Origin of the sequence: uncultured Cocleimonas sp. (assembly GCF_947495625.1) — a bacterium.
GTDB lineage: Bacteria > Pseudomonadota > Gammaproteobacteria > Thiotrichales > Thiotrichaceae > Cocleimonas.
The window spans coordinates 51,448-73,324 of the sequence record NZ_CANLZW010000002.1; the positions used below are offsets into that span (position 1 = coordinate 51,448).

A 21,877-nucleotide genomic window follows, 5' to 3' on the forward strand; every position below is an offset into this window, starting at 1 on the left:
TCTCTTTTATGTTTGTTTAATTACTAATGGGCCATACTTACGAATACGTGCTTTTTGTGAAAACCAAACCAAAGCCAGTAAAACAATACCTAATAGATAAAACCACTGCTTAGCTGGTCTTGTTTTGTTTTTCACCTGAACGCTAGCGATTTCCCAATCAAAATCTATTTTCTGTTTTTCAGCCGCACCACCAAATGTCAGATTATCGACAATCAATTTGCCGTCCTCTTCTTTTAGCTCAAGGCCCGAACCATCTTTAAGACGATCAATACCTTTTCCTGGTGCACCTACCGGCAACATTACAACCTTATCAATCGCTTTACCTTCTAAGGTTTCACCTTTTACTTGTACTCTTATTTGAGCATTTTCTGGCAAGGCTTCAACTACTTGATAAATCTTACTTGCTTCCATTGTTTCCAGTTCTGGCGAGATCATATCCATAAAGTATCCTGGTCTGAATAAAATAAAGGTTGTGAGTAACAAAAGTAACGTTTCCCATATTTTATTTTTAGTTAAGAACCAACCTTGCGTTGCAGCTGCAAATAACAGCATCGCCACCGTCGTGGATGCAATCACCAGTATCAAGTGCACGGGACCACGAATACCAATTAGTAGTATTTCGGTATTAAAGATGAACATGAAAGGCAATATGCCTGTACGAATATCATACAGAAACCCTTGAATACCCGTTTTGATAGGATCTGCTCCGGAAATGGCGGCGGCGGCATAAGCCGCCAGCCCCACCGGCGGGGTATCATCCGCCAGAATTCCAAAATAGAAGACGAATAAATGTACCGCAATCAATGGCACTATCAAACCTGACTGAGCGCCTAAGGTTACAATAACAGGAGCCATCAAGGTGGAAACGACAATGTAGTTTGCTGTTGTTGGTAAGCCCATGCCTAATAACAAACTAATACCTGCCGTGAGTATTAGCATCATCATCAAATTTCCACCAGAAATAAACTCAACCACTTCGGCAAGTTTCAAACCTACACCTGTTAGTGTCACCGCACCGATAATCAAACCTGCTGCAGCTGTCGCAATACCAATACCAATCATATTACGTGATCCAGCTACCATGCCTTGTTTAAAGTCATCCCAACCTTCGTGCAAGTATTTCCCTGCTGCGTTTTCACCACGCATCACACCTTTAATAAATTTGTGGGTCAACAATACAAACACCATCGCCACGGTTGCCCAGAAAGCAGACAGTGCTGGAGATAGTCTTTCTACCATCAAGAACCAAATTAAAACTAGTACTGGCAATAGAAAATATAATCCAGATTTAACCACAGGCCCTACTTCTGGTAACTCAGTGAGTTCATCACTACGACCTAAATCCGGGTATTTGACGGCAACCTTTAACAAAAATAAATACGTGACAACAAATATGACTGCTGCTATCCAAGGTGTTGCATCGCCTGCTACTCCTTTTAACCAACCAAAACCAAAATGCATCGCCATTGATAGGATTAACATAGAAACGACCACTGTACCGAAGGTCATTAATGCTCTTAGTAGATTAAATGCGCGACGGGCTTTCATTCCCTCTAAACCAGCTTTACAAGATTCCAGATAAACGATGTAAACCAAGGCTATGTATGAAATCAATGCAGGTAAAATCGCGTGTTTTACGACTTCTAAATAGGAAATGCCTACATACTCGATCATTAAGAAAGCGGCAGCTCCCATCACTGGTGGTGTTAACTGACCATTCGTTGATGAGGCGACTTCAACCGCGCCGGCTTTTTCTGCTGAAAAACCCACACGTTTCATTAATGGGATGGTAAATGTACCTGTGGTAACCACATTGGATATTGAAGAACCTGATATCAAACCCGTTAGCGCTGAAGAAACAACTGCGGCTATACCCGGACCACCTTTAAAGCGGCCCAATAAACTAAAAGCAACCCAGATAAAGTAATTACCTGCACCCGCTTTTTCTAGCAGAGAACCAAATAAAACGAACAAGAAGATCATGCCCGTCGATACACCTAAAGCAACACCAAATACACCTTCCTGGGTCAACCATAAATGACTCATGGCACGGCTTAATGATGCACCTTTCCATGAAATAACATCAGGCGCCAAATGACCAAAGAAGATATAAGCGAGGAATATCATCGCAATGATCATCAACGGTGGACCTAAGGCACGACGAGCGCCCTCTAGAACCAATACGATACCAATAGCCGAAACGATAATATCGGTAGTAGTTGGCAAACCTGGACGATCAGCAAGTTCGCGCTGATATACCCATAAATATAAAATAACGATAATTCCCACAATTGCCATTATCCAGTCTTGTATGGGAATACGATCACGTGGTGAGGATTTAAGGGCGGGATAAGCAAGAAAACCCAGGAATATGGCGAAAGCTAAATGGATACTACGCGTTCCTGTATTGTTCAGTACGGGAATAATATCCGGAAACATATAGGGAAAAGGTGAAGCTATCCATAATTGAAAAATAGCCCAAGCAAAAGCAGTCCAGAACATGAATTTGCCGACAACACCTTCAGGATTTCTTGCTCCCGTATCGGTTTCGGCAATCATTGCTTCTAATTTTGCTTCGTCTATCTCAAACTCATCGACCTTTGTATCAGCCATAAATACATTTCCTTATTAATTTTATTTCCAGTTTTTTCTTATTATTTTCTCTCATTTTATACAATTATTATAATTATTCGATATTGATAAAAAGAGAAAATAAGAAGAAAAGCTAAATGACATTTAACAGATATAAAAAAAGCGAGGTAAAAACCTCGCTTTTTTTAATCGAAACAAATTATTTAATCAAACCTGCTTCTTTATAGTACTTCATAGCTCCATCATGTAATGGCGCTGAAAGTGAAGCTGAAACCATCTCAGTTTTCTTTAGGTTTTTAAATGCAGGATGAAGCTTCTTGAAATCATCGAAGTTTTCAAACACTGCTTTAACAACTTCGTATATAACAGACTCTGGTACATCGCTAGAACTAACGAAAGTTGCACCAACACCCATAGTTTTTACAGCTTCAGGGTTACTTGTATACATACCCGCTGGTATTGAAGCATAACGATAGAATGAATTATCTTTAATTAATTTATCAGCAGCTGGACCATGAATATCTGCAATTTTAACTTCACATGTCGAAGTTGCTTCTTTTACCATTCCTGCTGGATGACCAACTAAGATGAAGAAAGCATCAATCTTGTTATCACATAACGCTGCAGGTGCTTCTGATGATTTAAGTTCAGAAGCTAATTTAAGATCGCTGCGCTTCATGCCGAAAGCTTCTTCTAGAACGCTGTATGTAGCTACAGTACCTGAACCAGGCTCACCTACATTAACGCGCTTGCCTTTAAGATCAGAGAAGTTTTTGATCCCAGAATCAGCTCTTACAATCAAAGTGCCTGGCTCTGCATGAACTGAGAAAACTGCTCGTAATTTTTTGAATGGGCCTACATCTTTAAACTTAGACGTGCCGTTATATGCATGATACTGCCAGTCAGACTGAGCAACACCCATCTCTAACTCACCCTCACGGATAGCATTGATATTAAATACAGAACCACCCGTTGACTCAACCGAACAACGAATACCTGTCTTCTTACGATTTTTATTAACCAACCGACAAATTGCGCCACCTGTTGGGTAGTAAACACCTGTAACACCACCTGTACCGATGGATACAAACTGTGTCTCAGGAGTTGCAGCCATAGTTGACGATGATAAAGTTGTTCCAAGTAATAAACCTGCTGTGGCAAGAGCGATAGTTAATTTTTTTCTCATAATGATGGATTCTCCAAGTGTATTAAAAATATTATAAATAGCTTAGTTTTAAAAAACCAAGCTAGGTCAGTAAATTGTGATTTTCATTCCTTTACCATTTATAGAAGAACAATCTCATTTCTGCAAGGTTAAATAGTAATAATTTGAAATTAGCTGAAGAAACACTCAAAAATTAGTGCTGAAATCAATTTCTCTTTGATAAATAGATATTTAGCATCTAACAAAATAATTGATACACCCCCCTACTTTTAAGCACTTTTTTGTATTTTAAAAGAGATATACGGGAGATTTGAATGACGTAGTTAAACGAATGATATACTGGCTTGAATAAACCAGCTTTACAAATGACGAAAATAATTACTTAAAATCAGCGTGCTTTAAAAAGTGACTAGTGAGCTCAGCCACTTCTTTAGAAAATAAAAGTGCCGTATGAGATTTATCCACCAGTATATGAGCTTTCTGTTTTGGATGATGAGTTTCTTCCACAAGAACGGTGCCATCACTCTCCCCTGGCAAACCTCCAGTCAAAAACCCTAAACCCTGATTTTTGGTACCTGCGATCATTCCCCAATCTCTGTCGGTATTCCATTCAGGCACATCAACACCTGATAATGCACTCGGCATACTCTTCGCCAATAAAGGTGAAATAACAGGCCAATCCTGCACTTTTTGCGCAACCCAGCTGCCATTTACAGGGGAACCTAGCATAACGACTTTGCCTTCTGGCAAATCATCGGTTTGATCAAATAGATGCATCAGTACAACGCCACCCAAACTATGACCTACCAAATGTAGATCAGGCAGATTCATCTTCTTAATTTTGTCATGGATGACTTTGGCATTCTGCTGAGGTGTTTTAAGCACAGATTGGTAATAAACATAGTGAACATTAAAACCATGCTTCTCAAGCTGAGTACCCAGATAACGCATCTCCAGAGGATTCATCAAGATGCCATGAATGAGGAGAACGTTTGGTTTCAATTTAACCCTTTAGCGCCTTGAGTCGTTGATTAAGTATTTTTAGCAATACGATAGATATTACTCAAACACTTTAATAATAATTTAATAATGATTTATTCGTCTTCCACTTCGTAAGGAAGATCTAGAAAATGTACTGTAGCTTCTTGATTATCAACAGAAACTGTTAATGGCTTGGTTGTTTCAGCGATTTTCAGAATAACTAACGCTTCTGCCTTGCCTTCAGGATTTACTACTGATGACAATACTTTACCTGCTTCTGTGTCATTTTCACTTTTAATAGGAGAACCTACTTCTAATGCTGAAGACACTTCGGCTTCGATATGAAACATGCGACGCTTGGTTTTTCCTAGATAGTTCAAACGGGCAACCACTTCCTGACCCGGGTAACAACCTTTCTTAAAATCTACTCCACCAATATGGATGTAATTAACCATTTGAGGAATCCAGGCTTCGCTGCTCTCCGTTGAAATCATCGGGATGCCCGCTTGAATATTGAGATAATCCCAATGTGAGCTCGTTGCAATCACAGCATCGCCACTGAGTTTTTGCCAAAGACTTTTACAATCGTCAACTTCTCCGAATATATCGAAACGAGGATTAGAGCCAGCGATTGACAAGACACTTAAAGAACCAGACTGAACTGCTTCAGTAGATGCTTTTGGAACATTATCTAAAATTTCATTTAACTCTGCATCAGCGCCCTGACCTGAATAACTGAAATGCACTAAAGAATCTGAAACATCGTCAATAGTCACTTTTGACATCATCACATACATACGTAATTTTTTTGTTACATGCTCAACCAGATCAGCAGATAAATCCAATAGGAAACTATCCCCTCGCTTGAACACACGGAAATTAGCAATAATGCGGCCTTTAGGCGAACACCAGGCACTTTCTTGGTGAGTCGTATCATTCACATTACGAATATCATTGGTTAACTGGTTCTGCAGAAAAGATTCAGCATCCTCACCTGTAACTTCTAGTAGACCTCTTTCTGAAAGATCAGCTAAAACTTTGGTATCAGAAGAATAACTCGAGTTAGCACTAGCAGGTGATAAGGCATCCTGCTCAGTTAAAAATATTTTCCAATTTGGGTTCATATCTAGAAAAACCTATATTTGTATCGTGAATGTAAAATAAAAAGCCCAGAGTTTGAAAAATCACACTCTGGGCTTTAGTTGTTGCATCAGTATTAAAAAGACCAGAATTTAGTCTTTTTTCTCTTCCGCTTTTTCTTCTGTCTTTGCTTCTGCTTTCTTTTCTTCAGGAAGTGTTAGCTTTATATCAGCACCTTTTTTCAAGTCTTCCATAAATGCCAACATTTTCTGTTGTGAAATAACACGTGTTAGCTGAGGTTTTAATGACTCTAGCGTTGGTAGCTTTGCATCACGACTGTCTTCAAGTTTAATAACATGATATCCGAACTGAGTTTTAACTGGCTCTTTTGATACATCGCCTTTCGACATTGCTTTTACTGCATTAGCAAAAGCAGGAACCATTGTCTGTGCCTTAAACCAACCTAAAGAACCACCGTTTGATCCTGAAGGACCTGTAGATTTTTCTTTAGCTACTTTGGCAAAGTCAGCACCATCAGCCACTTCTTTAATAACAGCTTTTGCTTCATCTTCAGTTTTAACCAGAATATGACGCGCATTGAATTCTTTACTTGCTAATTTAGTGACACGCTCATCGTATGCTGCTTTGATTGCATCGTCTTTGATGTCAAAAGAATCTACTTTTTCTTTAGTCCAGGTCTTTAACAAGATGTTGCGAGTGTAATCACTAATCGCTTTCTTAGTCTCAGGACGCTCTAGGATGTCTGTTTTCTTAGCTTCTTGAAGCGCGATCTCTGTAGCGACTAAATCATTAACGGCTGCGTCTTGGTCACCTTTACCAGATTTCTTTAGAATAGCCATATAACCATCAAGTGTGCTCTTCATGATTTTATCGCCATTTACTGTTGCAATTACAACATCAGCTTCTGGTTTAGTTTCTGCTTTTTCTTCAGCCTGCAGAGAAAACATACCTACCATTGAGATAGAGAGTCCAAGGATTGATGTTGCTAATAAAGATTTTTTCAAAGTGTACATTTTATGTATTTTTCCTTTCTGTAAAATTATTCTAATTTATTTAATTTGCCCAGTATCCAGGTCGTTCTATGGTAAGACCTTCTTAAAAGGCTTCACCGTAACTTTTTGATAAACCCCAGCCCCAATATATGGATCTGCATCAGCCCACGCTTGAGCTAATTCTAATGAGTCGAATTCTGCAACAATGAGACTCCCAGTGAAACCATTAGTTCCGGGATCATCACTATCTATCGCAGGGTGCGGCCCTGCTAAAACCAATTTACCTTCATCTTTTAAAGCATTTAAACGAGCAATATGCTCAGCTCTAACTGATAAACGCTTTTCCAAGCTATTTTCTACATCTTCCGAAATTACAGCATATAACATCTGCCTCTCTCCTTCATTTAATTTGCATTACTATTTAATTAATTATTGGTAATGATTTTTGTTATTTATGGATTCGATAATACCTTAGTCGGTTTTTTGTATTTTATCTGACAAAACATCATTTGCTAGAGCATCATTTGCTTGAGCATCATCTTCTATGGCTTCTTCCTTGGTATCATCATTGGGGACATCATCGGGCGTGGCATGTTTAGCCAAATAAACACCTTGAGCAATCATAAATACAAACGTCATACCCAAAACGCCAAACATTTTGAAATCAACCCATGTGTCTTCACTATAATTGTAAGCCACATAGATATTAACAAAGCCCACCAAAGCGAAGAACACCCCCCAACTCAAGTTGACTCGTTTCCATATTAGTTTCGGAACATCGATCGCTTGCGCCATCATCCGTTCAATTAATGACTTACTGCCAACAAATTGACTTCCAATTATGACTAAAGCAAACACCCAGTTGAAAATACTCACTTTCCATTTTATAAACAATGGGTCCTTAAATGCCAGAGTCAAGGTTCCAAAAGCGATCAAAATAGCTAATGAAATCAAATGCATTTTCTCTAATTTTTTGAATACTAGTCTGTGAACAATATTTTGGACAATAGTCGAAAGAATAATTAACACTGTCGCAAAATAAATCGCATCTTTAGGTTCATCAGGACTAATTGAGACAAAAGGAAGTTGGTTAGCCATTTCAATCCATTGTGGTGGTAAATCACCAAAAAATTTATATCCAATAAAAAACAAAACTACTGGAAAAAAATCGATCAAAAACTTCATTGTTATTATGTATCCAAAGGCTACTACTGATGTAGAATAGCGCATTTTAACCTGTTAGCGGTTTGCTTAGAAGTTATATGAGTCAATATTTCGAAATACATCCAGATAATCCACAAAGCCGTTTAATCAAACAGTCAGTAGATATTATCAAAAAAGGCGGTGTGATTATTTATCCAACCGATTCGAGTTATGCAATCGGTTGCCACTTGGGCGATAAAAAAGCGATGGATCGAATCCGTATGATTCGACAGCTGGACAAAAGCCACGATTTTACCTTGGTTTGTAGAGACTTATCTGAAATCTCACAATATGCGGTTGTTGATAATTTGAACTATCGATTAATGAAATCACTGACTCCGGGGCCTTATACGTTTATTTTGCCGGCAACGCGTGAAGTACCAAAACGTTTGCTAAACCCTAAACGTAAAACAATTGGAATACGTGTACCTGATAACGCTGTTTGCTCTGCATTGCTTGAAGAGTTAGATCAGCCAATCATGTCAAGTACACTATGCCTGCCACATGATGAATTCCCTTTAACAGACCCGTTCCAGATCAGATTAAAACTAGAAAGCGTTGTGGATTTAATTGTCGATGGTGGTTATAGCGGACACGAGGCAACTACCGTGGTTAGTCTTATCAATGATAAGCCTGAGATATTACGTCATGGATTAGGCAGTGCTGACTGGCTTCAACAACACTAATCGCAAAACATTTCGCCTAAAAAATAATACATAAAAAAACATAGAAATATAAATAAATGAATATAGATAACATTATCTACAATATTGCCGTTTGGTCTTTACCGGTATTATTTGCCATAACCATTCACGAAGTTGCACACGGCTGGGTGGCAAGCAAACTAGGCGATCAAACAGCTAAGATGCTGGGTCGTTTAACGCTAAATCCCTTTAAACACATTGATCCCATCGGCACAGTGGTTGTGCCATTAGCGATGGTATTACTGCAAACCGGTTTTGTATTCGGCTGGGCCAAGCCAGTGCCGGTTAATATGAGAAACTTAAACTCCCCCAGAAAAGATATGGCGATTGTTGCTGCTGCAGGCCCAATCTCTAATTTAATCATGGCTGTCTTCTGGGTATTTGTTTTCAAACTAGGTTCATCTGTCATCACCGACCCCAACATAGCTAAAGGCATTATGGCGATGGGACAAGCTGGCATTATGATTAACCTGATTTTATTTGTTTTTAACTTACTCCCAATTCCGCCCTTAGATGGAAGTAAAGTTCTATCGGCCATCGTCCCTCCTTCTGTTTCTGCTATGATGGATAAAATAGAACCTTATGGTTTATTTATCGTGATCGGGCTGCTTTATTTTGGTGTACTAAATGCCATCATTTCTCCCGTACTGGATTTCTTTTTAAAAACCATTGGTTCGCTTTTCTTTTAAAGAAAAAAATCATTGCTCACTTTTTGTAACAAATATAAGTAAAACCGTTTTAATTTATGAATACACAAATTCCACAAAATCAACGTGTCGTATCTGGCATGCGTCCCACTGGCAAACTTCACCTAGGTCATTATCACGGCGTTTTAAAAAACTGGGTTGAAATGCAATTAAACTACGAATGCTTCTTCTTCGTAGCTGATTGGCACGCGCTAACCACACACTACGATGATCCAAGTGGCACACCACAACATGTGGAAGATATGGTGATTGATTGGTTAGCAGCGGGAATTAGCCCAAGCTCTGCAACCATCTTCTTACAATCTGAAGTTCCTGAGCATGCAGAGTTACACCTACTGCTCTCAATGATTACACCATTAAGCTGGTTAGAGCGTGTGCCTACTTATAAAGATCAACAAGAGAAATTACGTGAGAAAGATTTAGCAACCTATGGATTCCTTGGTTATCCCCTACTCCAGTCTGCAGATATTTTGCTTTATAAAGCAGATATGGTTCCAGTGGGTGAAGATCAGGTAGCTCATATCGAACTCACTCGTGAAGTGGCTAGACGTTTTAATCATATCTATGGTCGTGAGCCAGATTTTGAAGAAAAAGCAGAAGCCGCCATTCATAAAATTGGCAAAAAGAATTCAAAACTTTACCGTGATCTACGCAAGCGTTATCAGGAACAGGGTGACCTCGAAGCTTTGGATATTGGTCAGGCACTTTTAGAAGCACAACAGAATATATCTGTCGGCGACAAAGAACGTTTATTTGGCTATCTGGAAGGCATGGGAAAAATCATCCTACCTGAGCCAGAAGCAAAATTAACTAAAGCCTCTCGCATGCCCGGCTTAGATGGTCAGAAAATGTCTAAATCATACGGCAATACTATCGGCTTACGTGAAGACCCCGATGTACTCGACGAGAAAATTCGTAAGATGCCAACTGATCCTGCACGCGCCCGTTTAACCGACCCAGGAAACCCTGAAAAGTGCCCAGTCTTTGAACTACACAAAGTCTATTCGGATGATTCACGACTTCAATGGGTGAACGAAGGGTGCCGTAACGCATCATTTGGTTGTTTAGACTGCAAAAAGCCATTGATCGAAGCCGTACAAGAGGAGATGCAACCGATTCGTGAAAGAGCTCAAATGTTTGAGAATGATCGTACAGCAGTGAGAGCTATTATTAGCGAAGGCAGCGAGGCGGCGCGTGATGTCGCACGCGAAACGTTGACCGATGTGGTTGAAGCGATGCGATTTTCAAATCAATAGTTAATACAAACCTTTCTTACGAGAATCAATGACCAACGATACAGACACAAAGCACCACATACCCAAACAAGGCGAGCTACCATTTGCCATTGTTCAAGGTGAAGCGGTTTCTGCGCCGCCTGAAGATCTGTATATTCCGCCTGATGCCCTTGAGGTTTTTCTTGAAACCTTTGAAGGGCCACTGGATTTATTGCTGTATTTAATCCGTCGCCAAAATCTGGATATTCTGGATATCCCGATTGCTGAAATTACCTCCCAGTACATGGATTATGTCGAGATGATGCGCAATATCAATCTCGATTTGGCGGCTGAGTATTTAGTGATGGCAGCGATGCTGGCAGAAATCAAATCTCGAATGTTGTTACCGCGCCATGAAGAAGTGGAAGATGAAGAAGACCCGCGCGCCGAGCTGGTTAAACGACTTCAAGAATACGAACGCTTTAAACAGGCAGCATCAGACATAGATGAATTACCACGCACGGGACGTGAAAACTTCCCAACTTCTGTAGAAGTCATTCTTGATAACCAGGAAAAACCAGAACCGGAAGTAGACTTACGTGAGATCCTGTTAGCCTTTCAAAACATACTTAAGCACGTCGATATGCAAAAGCACCATGAAATCGAGCGCGAAGAAATATCAATACGTGAACGCATGACACACGTCCTGTCTAGGCTGGATGCTGATAATTTTATCGAGTTCCAAAGCTTATTCACATTTAAAGAAGGACGTCTGGGTGTTGTTGTCACCTTGATGGCGGTGCTTGAATTACTTAAACTCAAAGTCATCGATATGGTGCAAGCCGAGGCGTTTGCCCCCATCTATTTAAAACCTGTTTCCAGTACAGAAGAAATTATATAGATGATAAATAGCATTCAGAAAAAACTGCTTGAGCTCTGCATAAATTCCATTTACGTTTTTAAACAACAAAAACATAATGTCATTCAAAGTAGGGGGGTGTCTTTTAACTCTTCTATTAAACAAGAAACATAACGAATTAGACATGCAAATAGAAAAACTACAAAATATTCTGGAGGCACTACTGATTAGTGCTGAAAAACCACTAAGCATCGATAAACTTTTAGGTTTTTTCCAGACAGAAGACCTGGTGAATCGAAATGATGTAAAGCAAGCTTTAGCGTTAATTCAGGAAACCTTTGAAGCACGCGGGTTCGAATTAATAGAAACAGCGAGCGGCTTTCGCTTTCAAACAAAGTCAGAATATAAACAATGGGTTACGCAACATTGGGATGAAAAACCCGCAAGATATTCCAGAGCATTATTAGAAACTCTTGCATTGATTGTTTATCGCCAACCGATAACTCGTGCAGAAATTGAGGACATTCGCGGCGTTGCTGTTAGTTCGAATATTATCAAAACACTTCAGGAAAGAGACTGGATCAGAGTCGTTGGGCATAAAGAAGTACCTGGTCGACCTGCCCTGCTCGGTACAACTCGTCAATTCCTTGATTACTTTAATCTTAAGTCTCTGGATGAAATGCCGAGCTTGAGCGAAATTCAGGATATCGATAAACTTTACCCTGAACTTGATCTGGGACCTTTGCAAAATTTGACGGAAGCTGCTGAAGAACAGGAAAGGGAAGAAGATGAAGACGAACATATTGAAGATAAACCGATGGATATCTTTGATATTGACGAAATCGAAATTAATGAGAGCAGTATAGACAGCCTGAATGCAAAAATTAAAAGCGAAGCAGATCAAGAATCAAACGATACATAGCTGCTACTAGTCAATAAATTAGCGAACAAAAAACACTTATAGATTACGAAAAATTAATAAATAATTAAAGATTTAGAACATGTAAATGATTAATAATCATACAATATTGATCATGCTCTTATAAACAAACATAGCCACTTTAGACATCCACTTTAGAAACTTATAAAAAATATGAAAAAAACATCAAAAACTAAAGATATTGTATTGTTCAGCTTTCTCACTTTAATCATCATTCTCATTATTTTGGCCATGTACCAACGCGATCGCGAATGGACAAAGCTAACTGCGATGGAACGTTCACTCTCTGAACAATCGCGCGATGTAAGTAATCTACGTGGCTCCATAAATGCCATGGAGAAGAAGTTAGAGTCTTTAAAAGTACAATCACTGAATACATCTGTTGCAACTGCTAATAGTAATTCTGAAAAAACGCCTAAAAGTGGGGGGGTGTCATTAGCCTTTAAACGTGCAAAAGCTGCGACAGAACTGGCTGATTATGCACAGGGAGACTGGAGCGTTAGTGCGTTAACAGGTGGAATCAAGACTATTTCTCCATTGGTTTCATCCGATGCGACTGCCAGTGAAATTCAAGGATATGTGCTTGAGGGTCTGATAACTCGCGACCCTGACACTTTAGAATGGACAGGACTAATCGCAAAAGACTGGACGATTAGTGAAGATGGACTAATTATCACCTTCAATCTTAGAAATGATGTGTATTTTTCGGATGGTGAGCAACTAGATAGTTCTGATGTTGTGTTCAGCTTTGATTTCATTATGAATGAAAAAATTCAGGCACCGCGTCACCGCGCATATCTAGAAAAGATTAAAACGGTTACCGCAGATGGACCATATAAAGTAACGTTCACTTTTAAAGAACCTTACTTCGAAGCATTCAGCCTTGCTGGCGGTTTGGAGATCATGCCAGAGCATTTTTACAAAGAATATCTGGAAACACCTGAAGTGTTCAATGAGTCAAAAGGATTCCTGATGGGTTCAGGTCCTTATCAACTGGCCGATCCGAAATCATGGACGCCAGAAAATGGAAATGTTGAGCTTGTTCGAAATACTCGTTACTGGGGTGATGTTCAACCGTCTTATGACAAAATTCTTTGGCGTGTTATTCAAAATGCCAGCGCGCGTTTAACCACCTATCGTAATGGCGATATTGATGCTTATGGCGCAAGACCGATAGAATACGAAAAACTCAAAAAAGACAAACAAATAATGTCTAAGAGCCAGCAATTTGAATACATGCCTCCAGTTGTTGGCTATTCATATATTGGTTGGAATCAAGAAAGAAAAGGTGATCCCACATTATTCGCGGATAAGCGCATTCGTCAGGCAATGACGTATCTGATAGATCGCGACCGGGTTAATAAGGATATATTTTTAGGTTATGCAGAAACGGCAATTAGCCCTTTCAGTCCTCGTTCTAAACAGCATGATCCAAGCCTTAAACCACGTGAATACAATATCGAAAAGGGTAAAGCATTACTCAAAGAAGCGGGGTTCGAAGACAGAGATAATAACGGTGTATTGGAAAATGCTGAGGGCAAGCCATTTGAATTTGAACTCACCTATTTCCAGGGTAATGAAGATACTCAACGCATGATTTTGTTGTTAAAAGATCTCTATGCTAAAGCTGGCGTGAAATTGATTCCTAGCCCTCAAGAATGGCCGGTAATGATAGAACTTTTAGATAAGAAAGACTTTGAAGCCATCACTCTGGGTTGGACCAGCGGTTTAGAAACAGACATCTTCCAGATGTTCCATGGCTCACAGGCAAAAACTAACGGCGATAACTTTATCAATTACAAAAACCCTGAATTGGATAAGTTAATCGATGAAGCACGTAAAACCGTAGATTCTGATAAGCGCATGCCAATCTGGCAAAAAGCCGAAGCGGTGATGTATGAAGACCAGCCCTACTCGTTTTTATTCCGCAGGAAGACACTGGCGTTTGTTGATAAACGCATCAGTAATTTAAAGCTAACCAAGCTAGGCCTGAACAAAAGTCGATTACCTCTGGAAGTATATGTGCCTAAAAACATGCAAAAGTACACACAGTAAGCTCACTCATAATCGAATAAAACTGAATATAAATACATGTTAGCTTATATAATACGTCGCCTGCTTTTGATGATTCCTACCTTGTTAGGGATTACCATCGTGGTGTTTTCCATTATGGCATCTTCACCAGGCGGCATTAGCGCACAGTCTTTGACTGGCGGGCTCGATATGAAACCCGCAGAACGTAAAGCACTGGAAGATTACTACAACAAACGCTATGGCCTGGACGACCCTGCCCCGATTCAATACTTGCGCTGGTTGAATAATATCTCGCCGATCGGATTTACGCTGGATGACGATAATAACTTTGATAAGTTTTCATTTACCAAGGGATCAGATCTAGGACAAAGCTTCAACTATGGGCGTGATGTATCAGAGTTAATCAAAGAACGACTGCCAATAACCTTATTACTGAACCTCATCACGATTCCGCTCATTTATATCATAGCAATAGTCATAGGGGTGAAAGCAGCCACCGATCGCGGTGGCCGGTTTGATGTAGCTTCCAGTGTGTCGTTATTGGCCTTGTGGTCGATTCCGTCAATGCTCACCGGTGTTTTGTTAATCGGCTTCTTCGCTAATGTGCAGCACTGGCAGTGGTTTCCCACCGCAGGCTTAAGTGAACGAGAAGCCTTGGACATGACGTTTTTACCCACGGGCTTATCACTGATATCGGTCTTTAAACTATTTCTCGGGATGACAATAGGTGCTGCTGCAATGGTCAGTTTAGCCCTATGGCATCACAAACAAACACGTATTGTTATTGGAGCAATCTTAGGGGTTGCTGCTGGCTGGTGGATGTCAGCTGCACACCCTGAAGATTTGCTATTGCATCAAATCTCACTACCAATACTTGGGGCAATCACCATAGCCTTGCTGGGCTGGATTGAGTCACCTGCGTTTAGAGTCGGCATACTGGGTATTCTGGGTGCTGGTTTTGGCCTTACCATTGGCTTCAATTTCATTGCTGAAGATATCGTAAGAGGCTTCCTGTTTGATAGAATCTGGCATCTTATTTTGCCTATTATTACGCTTTCCTATGGTAGCTTTGCGTTCCTAACCAAGCTAACCCGAACGTCTATTCTAGAAAACCTGCAGGCAGATTACGCACGCACCGCTCGCGCCAAAGGAGTGAGTGAAAACGATGTACTGTGGAAACATGTATTTCGAAATAGCTTGATGCCTTTGATTACTGCCACAGCAGGCATTTTGCCAGGCTTGATTGCAGGATCAATCATCGTAGAGACTATTTTCAGTATCGAAGGTATGGGTAAGCTAGCACTTGAAGCGGTTAAAGGCAGAGATAGAGAATTGATTCTCTCGATTACTTTAATCAGCGGTCTATTGACCTTGGTTGGTAACCTGCTGGCAGACTTCCTTTATACAATTGTAGACCCACGGGTTTCCTATGAATAGGAGCATATATGGATAATGTAAAACATAGATCATCCGGATTTTTGCGCCGTGTTTTAAAGCACACCTTTTCTGGCTGGGGAGCAAAAATAGGTTTAATGTGGGTTGGCATATTGGTTATTGCCGCCGTGTTCGCACCCTTTCTTGCCAACAGTATGCCTTTATTAGTTAGCTTAAACGGCGAAATATCAGCCCCTGTTTTTCGCTACTTAAGTGTTGAAGACATCGTTGTTTTAATTGCATTCTTTGTGCTTATTCTGCTATTTCTAAGCCCGCTTAGAAATTCGATTAAAAGCCTCCTACTATTTTTCCTGATCATTATCGTGGGCTCTACGATAGTCAGTAAACAGTTTGTCACCGTACAACAAAATGTTGTTTATTCTGATTTTCGTGAAGACATAAAAGCCACTAACTACGACTGGGTAGTCATGCCCCCTATTCCCTATGCGCCAGAAGACTATTTACGTGATTCACAGGCAACACCATTAGAAGCACCTCTGGAGAACAGCGAATATACGCACTGGATGGGCACTGAGGAAAACGGCGGAGATGTACTTAGCCGCATGATTCACGCTTCAAGGATTGCTTTGGGCATTGGCTTCATTGCAACGGGTATCGCGATGGTCATTGGCGTGATTCTTGGCGGATTGATGGGATACTTCTCAGGTATTGTAGATATGCTGGGAATGCGTTTGGTAGAGATTTTTGAATCGATTCCGACGCTATTTTTACTCCTTACGTTTGTGGCATTTTTTGGACGAAGTATTTACATCATGATGGTGATAATCGGCCTCACCAGCTGGTCTGGTTACGCCCGCTATATTCGTGCTGAATTCCTGCGATTACGCAAAATGGATTTTGTCCAAGCCACCATCGCCAGTGGTTTACCTCTCAGATCAATTCTGTTTCGACACATGTTACCCAATGGAATAGCACCATTATTAGTGGGTCTCAGCTTTGGTGTTGCCTCAGCCATTCTTGCCGAAGCAATGTTAAGCTTCCTGGGACTTGGCCTTGTTGGTGCTCCGTCGTGGGGGCAAATGCTAAATCAGGCAGTTCAATCATCTACCTTTAACTGGTGGATGGCGGTTTATCCGGGTGGCGCTATTTTCCTTACCGTCTTTGCTTATAACCTGATGGGTGAAGCGTTACGTGATGCTATCGATCCTCAATTAGCGAAGAAAGCTGGAGTGGTTGGATGACAGAGAAAAAGGCATCGAGTGACCACTTAGTCGAGATTAAGCAATTAAAAACCTATTTGCAAAGCGCCAATGAAACCGTTAAAGCGGTCGATGATGTCACTTTCAATATCGAAAAAGGTGAAACCTTCTGTTTAGTTGGCGAATCCGGCAGTGGCAAGTCGATACTGGCACTTTCTATCATCCAGTTATTACCTGCAAAAATCAGTCACCATCCCAGTGGCAGTATTCTTTTTGATTGGCGCAAACAAAGTGGTCTAGGTTTAGGAATAAACTCCCAACAAAAAACCACGTATGAAAAAGTAAACATGCTGGACCTTAAAGAAAACCAGCTTTGCGACATTCGTGGTTCACGCATCGCAATGATTTTTCAAGAGCCGATGACATCGCTAAACCCTGTCGATAGCGTGGGTGAGCAAATCATGGAAGCGCTATTATTGCATCATCCTGAAATGTCTGACGAATCAGCCAGAGATCGTGCCTTAATTGCAATGCAGGAAGTACAAATCAAAGATGCAGAAACACGCTTTGATAATTACCCGCACGAGCTTTCAGGCGGACAACGACAACGCATAATGATTGCGATGGCGCTGGCTTGCGAACCTGATCTATTAATTGCGGATGAGCCAACTACTGCGCTCGACGTTACCGTACAGGCCGAAGTTCTAAAACTCATGAGAGAGTTACAGGAACGCAAAGGCATGAGCATCTTATTTATCACCCATGACTTTGGTGTGGTGTCACAGATTGCGCATCGCGTAGGTGTAATGAAACAGGGTAAGTTGATTGAATTTGGCGAAACCAAAGAAATACTCAAAAACCCACAGCATCCTTACAGTAAAAAATTACTGGCCGCTGTTCCGGAAAATCTACCAAAACGCGAAAAGATCAAAGACCCTAGTTCAGAGAAACCGTTAGTAAGTGTCAAAGACCTCGATGTTTTCTTTCCTATTCGTAAAGGCATTTTTCAACGAGTAGTTGATCACGTACGTGCAGTCGATGGCGTAACTGTGGATATCAATAAAGGCAAAATTATCGCTTTGGTAGGCGAATCAGGTTCGGGTAAAACCACCTTGGGCAGAGCCATTTTACAACTGCAAAAACCTACCGCAGGCAGTGTCAAAATAGATGGTCACGAATTAGTCGGTTTATCAGCAGATGAACTGAAACCGTGGCGCAAGAAGATGCAAATATCTTTTCAAGATCCGCAATCTTCTCTGAATCCGCGTTTATTAATCGCCAAAACTATTACCGAGCCAATGAAAGTACACAATATTGGTAATAGCGATGAAGAACGCCTAGAACTAGCTGCCGAGGTTATGGAAGCGGTACAACTAGAACGAGATTTCTTATGGCGCTACCCGCATGAATTTTCTGGCGGCCAGCGACAACGCATTGGTCTTGCGCGTGCCCTCGCCTTAAACCCTGAGTTTATTGTGTGTGATGAAATTACCAGTGCATTGGATGTATCAGTGCAAGCAGAAGTCTTGCAGTTGTTGCAAGAAATCAAAGCACAGCGAGATCTGACCTTATTATTCATCACCCATAATATAGCGGTGGTCGAATACCTTAGTGATGAAACCATCGTGATGAAATCCGGCAAAGTTGTAGAACAAGGCTATACTGATGATGTATGTGGTAATCCGCAAAATTCTTATACCAAGGAATTAATCGAAGCGGTGCCACGCTTAAAACTATAAACCATTAAACTGGAACGGAAAAATCACAACATGAGCATCAAACTACTCCTTACCGGCGGCACCATTGATAAAACCTACAACCAGTCCAATGGCGAACTGCACTTTACCGAAACCCATCTCAAGGAAATACTGCACCTTGGGCGTAACAGTGCATCCATTGATATTGAGCAACTGATGCTCAAAGACAGTCTGGACATGACAGATGCAGATAGACGCTCGATCTTAAAAGCCTGTCATAATGCAACACAAGATAAAATCCTGATTACGCATGGTACTGACACCATGGTTGAAACTGCCAATATGCTTGGTAAAGAGCAACTGAATAAAACCATTGTTTTAATCGGCGCCATGATTCCCTATGTCTTCAAAGATACCGATGCCGTATTCAATTTTGGATTTGCCCTTGGCGCAGTTCAAGCCTCTAAACATGGAGTCTTCGTCGCCATGAATGGCATGATATTTAACTACGATGATGTGATTAAAAACCGCGAATTAGGTGTTTTTCAGGCTTTATAAATATAAAAAGACACCCCCCTACTTCTGGGCATTTTTTTAAGCTATCTTTAAATGCAGATCTGAAAGTGCGGTTTTCTGCTGCTTTTGATGATTAATCACAAGCAGCAAGTCATCCCATAACTTTACTCGCGCTTCAACCGCTGTTTGAGCTGCGATTATGGCCTCGTCTATTTTGACAGTATCACCATCACATAATCCGTTGAGCAAACGTAATGATAATGGGCCATGGACTTCTTCGTCCATATGCACATGACGGTTTAAATAGTAATGAAAGGTTGGCGCTTGTGATTCGCTAACGCCGGTGCGATTGAGAATCGCGCGGAACATAGTAGGGATAATATGCTCACGACCCAAAGCCAGTGATGCTGCAACTTCATGGGCTTTATCAGCAGCAATACAGCTAAACGTTACTTCAGTAAAGTCACGACATAAGTTTGGGATATTCCCCATGTATAAAGCCTGCTTTAGGCCTTGCTGACGAACATTATCAAGGAATGCGTTGCTCATCGAAATATCAGCGCCAATTTCCAGCATCGCCTGTTGATATAATTCGAAATGACTGGAGTAACCTTCGCCATTGATTCCCTCATCCGTTTCTTCTTCTAACACTAACTCATTGATAAAACGCTGCACATTAGAATCACCACCCGGCAACCAGGGCGCTTTAGCTGGAGCTACAGTAGCTTGCACATATTTAACCAGAGACATGAAATCCCAAACAGAGTAGACATGATGTTGCATAAAACATTGCAAATCCTCTATAGATTCGACCGCTTCATAAATTGGATGATCTTCAAGCTTTTGTTTAATCGAAGAAATGATGTCACTGTTAATTGTTTTAGGCATAATATCTCTCTTCCTTGAGTAAATCTGATGCGGGTTGGTTTAGATTGTCTAAACCATTATATTAGCAATAAATTATATAGGAAATATCTCTATAGAGTTTAAGGTTACTGCAAATAGTAGGTAGTGGAAAATGTCACCCCCCATCTTTAGAGCCCTTTTTCCATAAACATGAAATAACAGGAACGCAATTGAAATTAGTTAGCTGGAATCTTAACGGTCTCGAAGACGAACACATTGATATGCGAACCGAAGCTGCGATGTTTCAAATTCTACTCGGCGCACCGATCGAAGCGGCAATCGCTCCTGATTTTACACCCAATACGCCAGACATTGTGCTGTTGCAGGAAGTCGTAGAAAGAACCTATTTCGCGCACCTCAAACCACATTTTCAAGCAGCTGGGTTTACGCTATTTCCAAACGAACCCGGTATACGCTCTTATTTTGAAGTCGTTGCAGTCAGACAGAAAGTACTGGATTATAATCAAGAACCCTTCTCCTATACCCAGCAAGGCCGTGAGTTAACCACACTAAAACTCGATGGTTTAACAGTGATGACTTCCCACTTAGAAAGCATGAAGCCGGGCAAACATGAGCGCATCGATCAGGCGCAATTCGTGATTGATCAAATGTCCAATCTTGGACCCTGTGTATTCGCGGGTGATACCAATCTACGTAAAGAGGAATGGGAAGCTTTAAATCACGGCAATATCATTGATGCCTGGAGTAACGCGGGTAAACCGAAACGCCATAAAATCACCTGGCAAGAAGAGCAACGTAGCAGTCGATTTGATAGAGTATGGGCACATCAAGTGGGGGTAAAAAGCTTTGAGACTTTTGGTAAAGAGAAGGTGCCGACTTTGGATGTAAGACCCTCTGATCATTATGGATTACGCGTTGAATTAGATCTTTAAAACACGCACTTTAAAATCAAGCTTTTAAGATTCGTTTCTTTTAGAATATCTGCGTTTTATTTCAGTTTATGAATCAGTAAAACAAGTGCAATCAACAGCAGAAATATAGCCGAGAAAAAAACCACCATCAGGGTGGTTTGACTCCACCCTGTTAATGCCATTAAATACTCAAAGTCTTCGACGCAATCCTCACCGCAACCTCTATTAAAACCAAGAATTAACATGCAAAAAGAACTTTTTAGATATTCGTTAATCGAGTCGAAGTACCCAGTGCATTCGCAATTTCAGCAAAAGCTTCTATTTCCCCATCACTAACACGCGTTCCGCCGATACCTAAGAAGCCGCCTTCTTTTGCTGCTTTCGCTACATTCTCGGCGATACCCATCGCCCATTCTTTGTATTCTTTTGCTTCATCTTCAGAGGCTTTTTCTTCAAGTATTTTAGAAACTGCACGGCTATCTTCGAGTAGTTGCGCGCGTAAACCTTCGCTCGACTTAATACCCTTCTCTTTTAGCCTTGCCATTGCTTCTTGACGCATTTCCTTGGCTTTACTCATCGACTCTTTCAAGTCAGTTACATTTGGTAATACACCCGTAATAATCTCATTGTCAGGATATTCTTTGAGTCCATTGATAAAGCCTTTCGAACTGGCGAACATCTCTTTGATTGTTCCTAAACCACTTCCTTCGGAAAAGGCCATAACAGTTCCTATCTGAGTAGGTGTGGTTGAAAGTAGAAATATTTCATCATGGGTAAAACGGTTTTCAAGTGACATAACA

At 40.8% G+C, this 21,877-nt stretch carries 20 protein-coding genes; 11 read left to right on the forward strand and 9 right to left on the reverse strand.

The features are described 5' to 3' along the window. Positions 1-6: 6 nt before the first annotated feature. The 7 genes from Q1A31_RS01375 to Q1A31_RS01405 all read right to left on the reverse strand — a co-directional run bounded on the left by Q1A31_RS01375 (position 7) and on the right by Q1A31_RS01405 (position 8,016). Positions 7-2,613 (reverse strand): TRAP transporter permease, encoded by a 2,607-nt coding sequence (locus tag Q1A31_RS01375; protein WP_299871264.1) that lies wholly within the window; start codon positions 2,611-2,613, stop codon positions 7-9. 178 nt (positions 2,614-2,791) lie between these two features. After that, a complete protein-coding gene (locus tag Q1A31_RS01380) occupies positions 2,792-3,778 on the reverse strand; it encodes a TAXI family TRAP transporter solute-binding subunit (RefSeq protein ID WP_299871267.1) in 987 nt (328 codons plus the stop codon). Between the two features lie 357 nt (positions 3,779-4,135). After that, positions 4,136-4,759 carry a triacylglycerol lipase gene (locus Q1A31_RS01385; protein ID WP_299871270.1) on the reverse strand — a complete coding sequence of 208 codons (624 nt, stop codon included), beginning with the start codon at positions 4,757-4,759 and terminating at the stop codon, positions 4,136-4,138. Between the two features lie 92 nt (positions 4,760-4,851). After that, positions 4,852-5,862 (reverse strand): folate-binding protein YgfZ, encoded by a 1,011-nt coding sequence (locus tag Q1A31_RS01390; RefSeq protein WP_299871273.1) that lies wholly within the window; start codon positions 5,860-5,862, stop codon positions 4,852-4,854. Between the two features lie 108 nt (positions 5,863-5,970). Next, positions 5,971-6,852, reverse strand: coding sequence for a peptidylprolyl isomerase (locus Q1A31_RS01395; protein ID WP_299871276.1), 882 nt, complete (start codon positions 6,850-6,852; stop codon positions 5,971-5,973). A 66-nt stretch (positions 6,853-6,918) separates the two neighbouring features. Further along, positions 6,919-7,218 (reverse strand): YciI family protein, encoded by a 300-nt coding sequence (locus Q1A31_RS01400; protein ID WP_299871279.1) that lies wholly within the window; start codon positions 7,216-7,218, stop codon positions 6,919-6,921. Positions 7,219-7,302: 84 nt separating this feature from the next. Further along, a complete protein-coding gene (locus Q1A31_RS01405) occupies positions 7,303-8,016 on the reverse strand; it encodes a septation protein A (RefSeq protein WP_299871282.1) in 714 nt (237 codons plus the stop codon). Positions 8,017-8,093: 77 nt separating this feature from the next. On the opposite strand from Q1A31_RS01405, the gene Q1A31_RS01410 reads away from it, so the two are divergent. The 10 genes from Q1A31_RS01410 (at position 8,094) to Q1A31_RS01455 (ending at position 19,341) form a co-directional block, all read left to right on the forward strand. Then, positions 8,094-8,720, forward strand: a complete 627-nt coding sequence (locus Q1A31_RS01410) for an L-threonylcarbamoyladenylate synthase (RefSeq protein ID WP_299871284.1) — start codon at positions 8,094-8,096, stop codon at positions 8,718-8,720. A 56-nt stretch (positions 8,721-8,776) separates the two neighbouring features. Beyond that, positions 8,777-9,427 (forward strand): site-2 protease family protein, encoded by a 651-nt coding sequence (locus Q1A31_RS01415; RefSeq protein ID WP_299871287.1) that lies wholly within the window; start codon positions 8,777-8,779, stop codon positions 9,425-9,427. A gap of 56 nt (positions 9,428-9,483) precedes the next feature. Next, on the forward strand, positions 9,484-10,701 hold the full coding sequence (locus Q1A31_RS01420; RefSeq protein WP_299871289.1) for a tryptophan--tRNA ligase: 1,218 nt from the start codon (positions 9,484-9,486) through the stop codon (positions 10,699-10,701). A 28-nt stretch (positions 10,702-10,729) separates the two neighbouring features. Further along, complete coding sequence (locus Q1A31_RS01425; RefSeq protein ID WP_299871291.1) at positions 10,730-11,560, forward strand: ScpA family protein; 831 nt, start codon at positions 10,730-10,732, stop codon at positions 11,558-11,560. A 142-nt stretch (positions 11,561-11,702) separates the two neighbouring features. After that, a complete protein-coding gene (gene scpB / locus Q1A31_RS01430) occupies positions 11,703-12,440 on the forward strand; it encodes an SMC-Scp complex subunit ScpB (protein WP_299871293.1) in 738 nt (245 codons plus the stop codon). A 171-nt stretch (positions 12,441-12,611) separates the two neighbouring features. Next, the gene (locus tag Q1A31_RS01435; RefSeq protein WP_299871295.1) at positions 12,612-14,513 is read left to right on the forward strand and encodes a peptide-binding protein; all 1,902 of its coding nucleotides are present in this window, start codon (positions 12,612-12,614) and stop codon (positions 14,511-14,513) included. Positions 14,514-14,549: 36 nt separating this feature from the next. Further along, a complete protein-coding gene (locus tag Q1A31_RS01440) occupies positions 14,550-15,929 on the forward strand; it encodes an ABC transporter permease (RefSeq protein WP_299871297.1) in 1,380 nt (459 codons plus the stop codon). A gap of 8 nt (positions 15,930-15,937) precedes the next feature. Then, positions 15,938-17,128 carry an ABC transporter permease gene (locus Q1A31_RS01445; protein WP_299871300.1) on the forward strand — a complete coding sequence of 397 codons (1,191 nt, stop codon included), beginning with the start codon at positions 15,938-15,940 and terminating at the stop codon, positions 17,126-17,128. After that, positions 17,125-18,825 carry an ABC transporter ATP-binding protein gene (locus Q1A31_RS01450; RefSeq protein ID WP_299871303.1) on the forward strand — a complete coding sequence of 567 codons (1,701 nt, stop codon included), beginning with the start codon at positions 17,125-17,127 and terminating at the stop codon, positions 18,823-18,825. The genes Q1A31_RS01445 and Q1A31_RS01450 overlap by 4 nt, the downstream gene beginning before the upstream one ends. A gap of 30 nt (positions 18,826-18,855) precedes the next feature. Then, positions 18,856-19,341 carry an asparaginase domain-containing protein gene (locus tag Q1A31_RS01455; protein WP_299871305.1) on the forward strand — a complete coding sequence of 162 codons (486 nt, stop codon included), beginning with the start codon at positions 18,856-18,858 and terminating at the stop codon, positions 19,339-19,341. A gap of 36 nt (positions 19,342-19,377) precedes the next feature. Here Q1A31_RS01455 and Q1A31_RS01460 read toward each other — a convergent pair whose 3' ends face one another. Beyond that, complete coding sequence (locus tag Q1A31_RS01460; RefSeq protein ID WP_299871308.1) at positions 19,378-20,187, reverse strand: DUF3050 domain-containing protein; 810 nt, start codon at positions 20,185-20,187, stop codon at positions 19,378-19,380. 188 nt (positions 20,188-20,375) lie between these two features. Here Q1A31_RS01460 and Q1A31_RS01465 point away from each other — a divergent pair, with 188 nt between their 5' ends. Further along, positions 20,376-21,098, forward strand: coding sequence for an endonuclease/exonuclease/phosphatase family protein (locus Q1A31_RS01465; RefSeq protein ID WP_299871311.1), 723 nt, complete (start codon positions 20,376-20,378; stop codon positions 21,096-21,098). 238 nt (positions 21,099-21,336) lie between these two features. Here the strand turns inward: Q1A31_RS01465 and Q1A31_RS01470 are convergent, their stop codons facing one another. Continuing rightward, positions 21,337-21,873: a hypothetical protein gene (locus Q1A31_RS01470; RefSeq protein ID WP_299871314.1), complete on the reverse strand. Its 537-nt coding sequence runs from the start codon at positions 21,871-21,873 to the stop codon at positions 21,337-21,339. Positions 21,874-21,877 lie beyond the last annotated feature (4 nt).

What these genes read in the sequence shown, in the direction of transcription:
- Q1A31_RS01390 (WP_299871273.1), bottom strand. Translation starts at nt 5,862, where the DNA reads ATGAACCCAAATTGGAAAATATTTTTAACTGAGCAGGATGCCTTATCA.
- Q1A31_RS01420 (WP_299871289.1), top strand. Translation starts at nt 9,484, where the DNA reads ATGAATACACAAATTCCACAAAATCAACGTGTCGTATCTGGCATGCGT.
- Q1A31_RS01415 (WP_299871287.1), top strand. Translation starts at nt 8,777, where the DNA reads ATGAATATAGATAACATTATCTACAATATTGCCGTTTGGTCTTTACCG.
- Q1A31_RS01405 (WP_299871282.1), bottom strand. Translation starts at nt 8,016, where the DNA reads ATGAAGTTTTTGATCGATTTTTTTCCAGTAGTTTTGTTTTTTATTGGA.
- Q1A31_RS01375 (WP_299871264.1), bottom strand. Translation starts at nt 2,613, where the DNA reads ATGGCTGATACAAAGGTCGATGAGTTTGAGATAGACGAAGCAAAATTA.
- Q1A31_RS01460 (WP_299871308.1), bottom strand. Translation starts at nt 20,187, where the DNA reads ATGCCTAAAACAATTAACAGTGACATCATTTCTTCGATTAAACAAAAG.
- Q1A31_RS01470 (WP_299871314.1), bottom strand. Translation starts at nt 21,873, where the DNA reads ATGTCACTTGAAAACCGTTTTACCCATGATGAAATATTTCTACTTTCA.
- scpB (WP_299871293.1), top strand. Translation starts at nt 11,703, where the DNA reads ATGCAAATAGAAAAACTACAAAATATTCTGGAGGCACTACTGATTAGT.
- Q1A31_RS01435 (WP_299871295.1), top strand. Translation starts at nt 12,612, where the DNA reads ATGAAAAAAACATCAAAAACTAAAGATATTGTATTGTTCAGCTTTCTC.
- Q1A31_RS01445 (WP_299871300.1), top strand. Translation starts at nt 15,938, where the DNA reads ATGGATAATGTAAAACATAGATCATCCGGATTTTTGCGCCGTGTTTTA.
- Q1A31_RS01400 (WP_299871279.1), bottom strand. Translation starts at nt 7,218, where the DNA reads ATGTTATATGCTGTAATTTCGGAAGATGTAGAAAATAGCTTGGAAAAG.
- Q1A31_RS01380 (WP_299871267.1), bottom strand. Translation starts at nt 3,778, where the DNA reads ATGAGAAAAAAATTAACTATCGCTCTTGCCACAGCAGGTTTATTACTT.
- Q1A31_RS01425 (WP_299871291.1), top strand. Translation starts at nt 10,730, where the DNA reads ATGACCAACGATACAGACACAAAGCACCACATACCCAAACAAGGCGAG.
- Q1A31_RS01395 (WP_299871276.1), bottom strand. Translation starts at nt 6,852, where the DNA reads ATGTACACTTTGAAAAAATCTTTATTAGCAACATCAATCCTTGGACTC.
- Q1A31_RS01450 (WP_299871303.1), top strand. Translation starts at nt 17,125, where the DNA reads ATGACAGAGAAAAAGGCATCGAGTGACCACTTAGTCGAGATTAAGCAA.
- Q1A31_RS01455 (WP_299871305.1), top strand. Translation starts at nt 18,856, where the DNA reads ATGAGCATCAAACTACTCCTTACCGGCGGCACCATTGATAAAACCTAC.
- Q1A31_RS01410 (WP_299871284.1), top strand. Translation starts at nt 8,094, where the DNA reads ATGAGTCAATATTTCGAAATACATCCAGATAATCCACAAAGCCGTTTA.
- Q1A31_RS01440 (WP_299871297.1), top strand. Translation starts at nt 14,550, where the DNA reads ATGTTAGCTTATATAATACGTCGCCTGCTTTTGATGATTCCTACCTTG.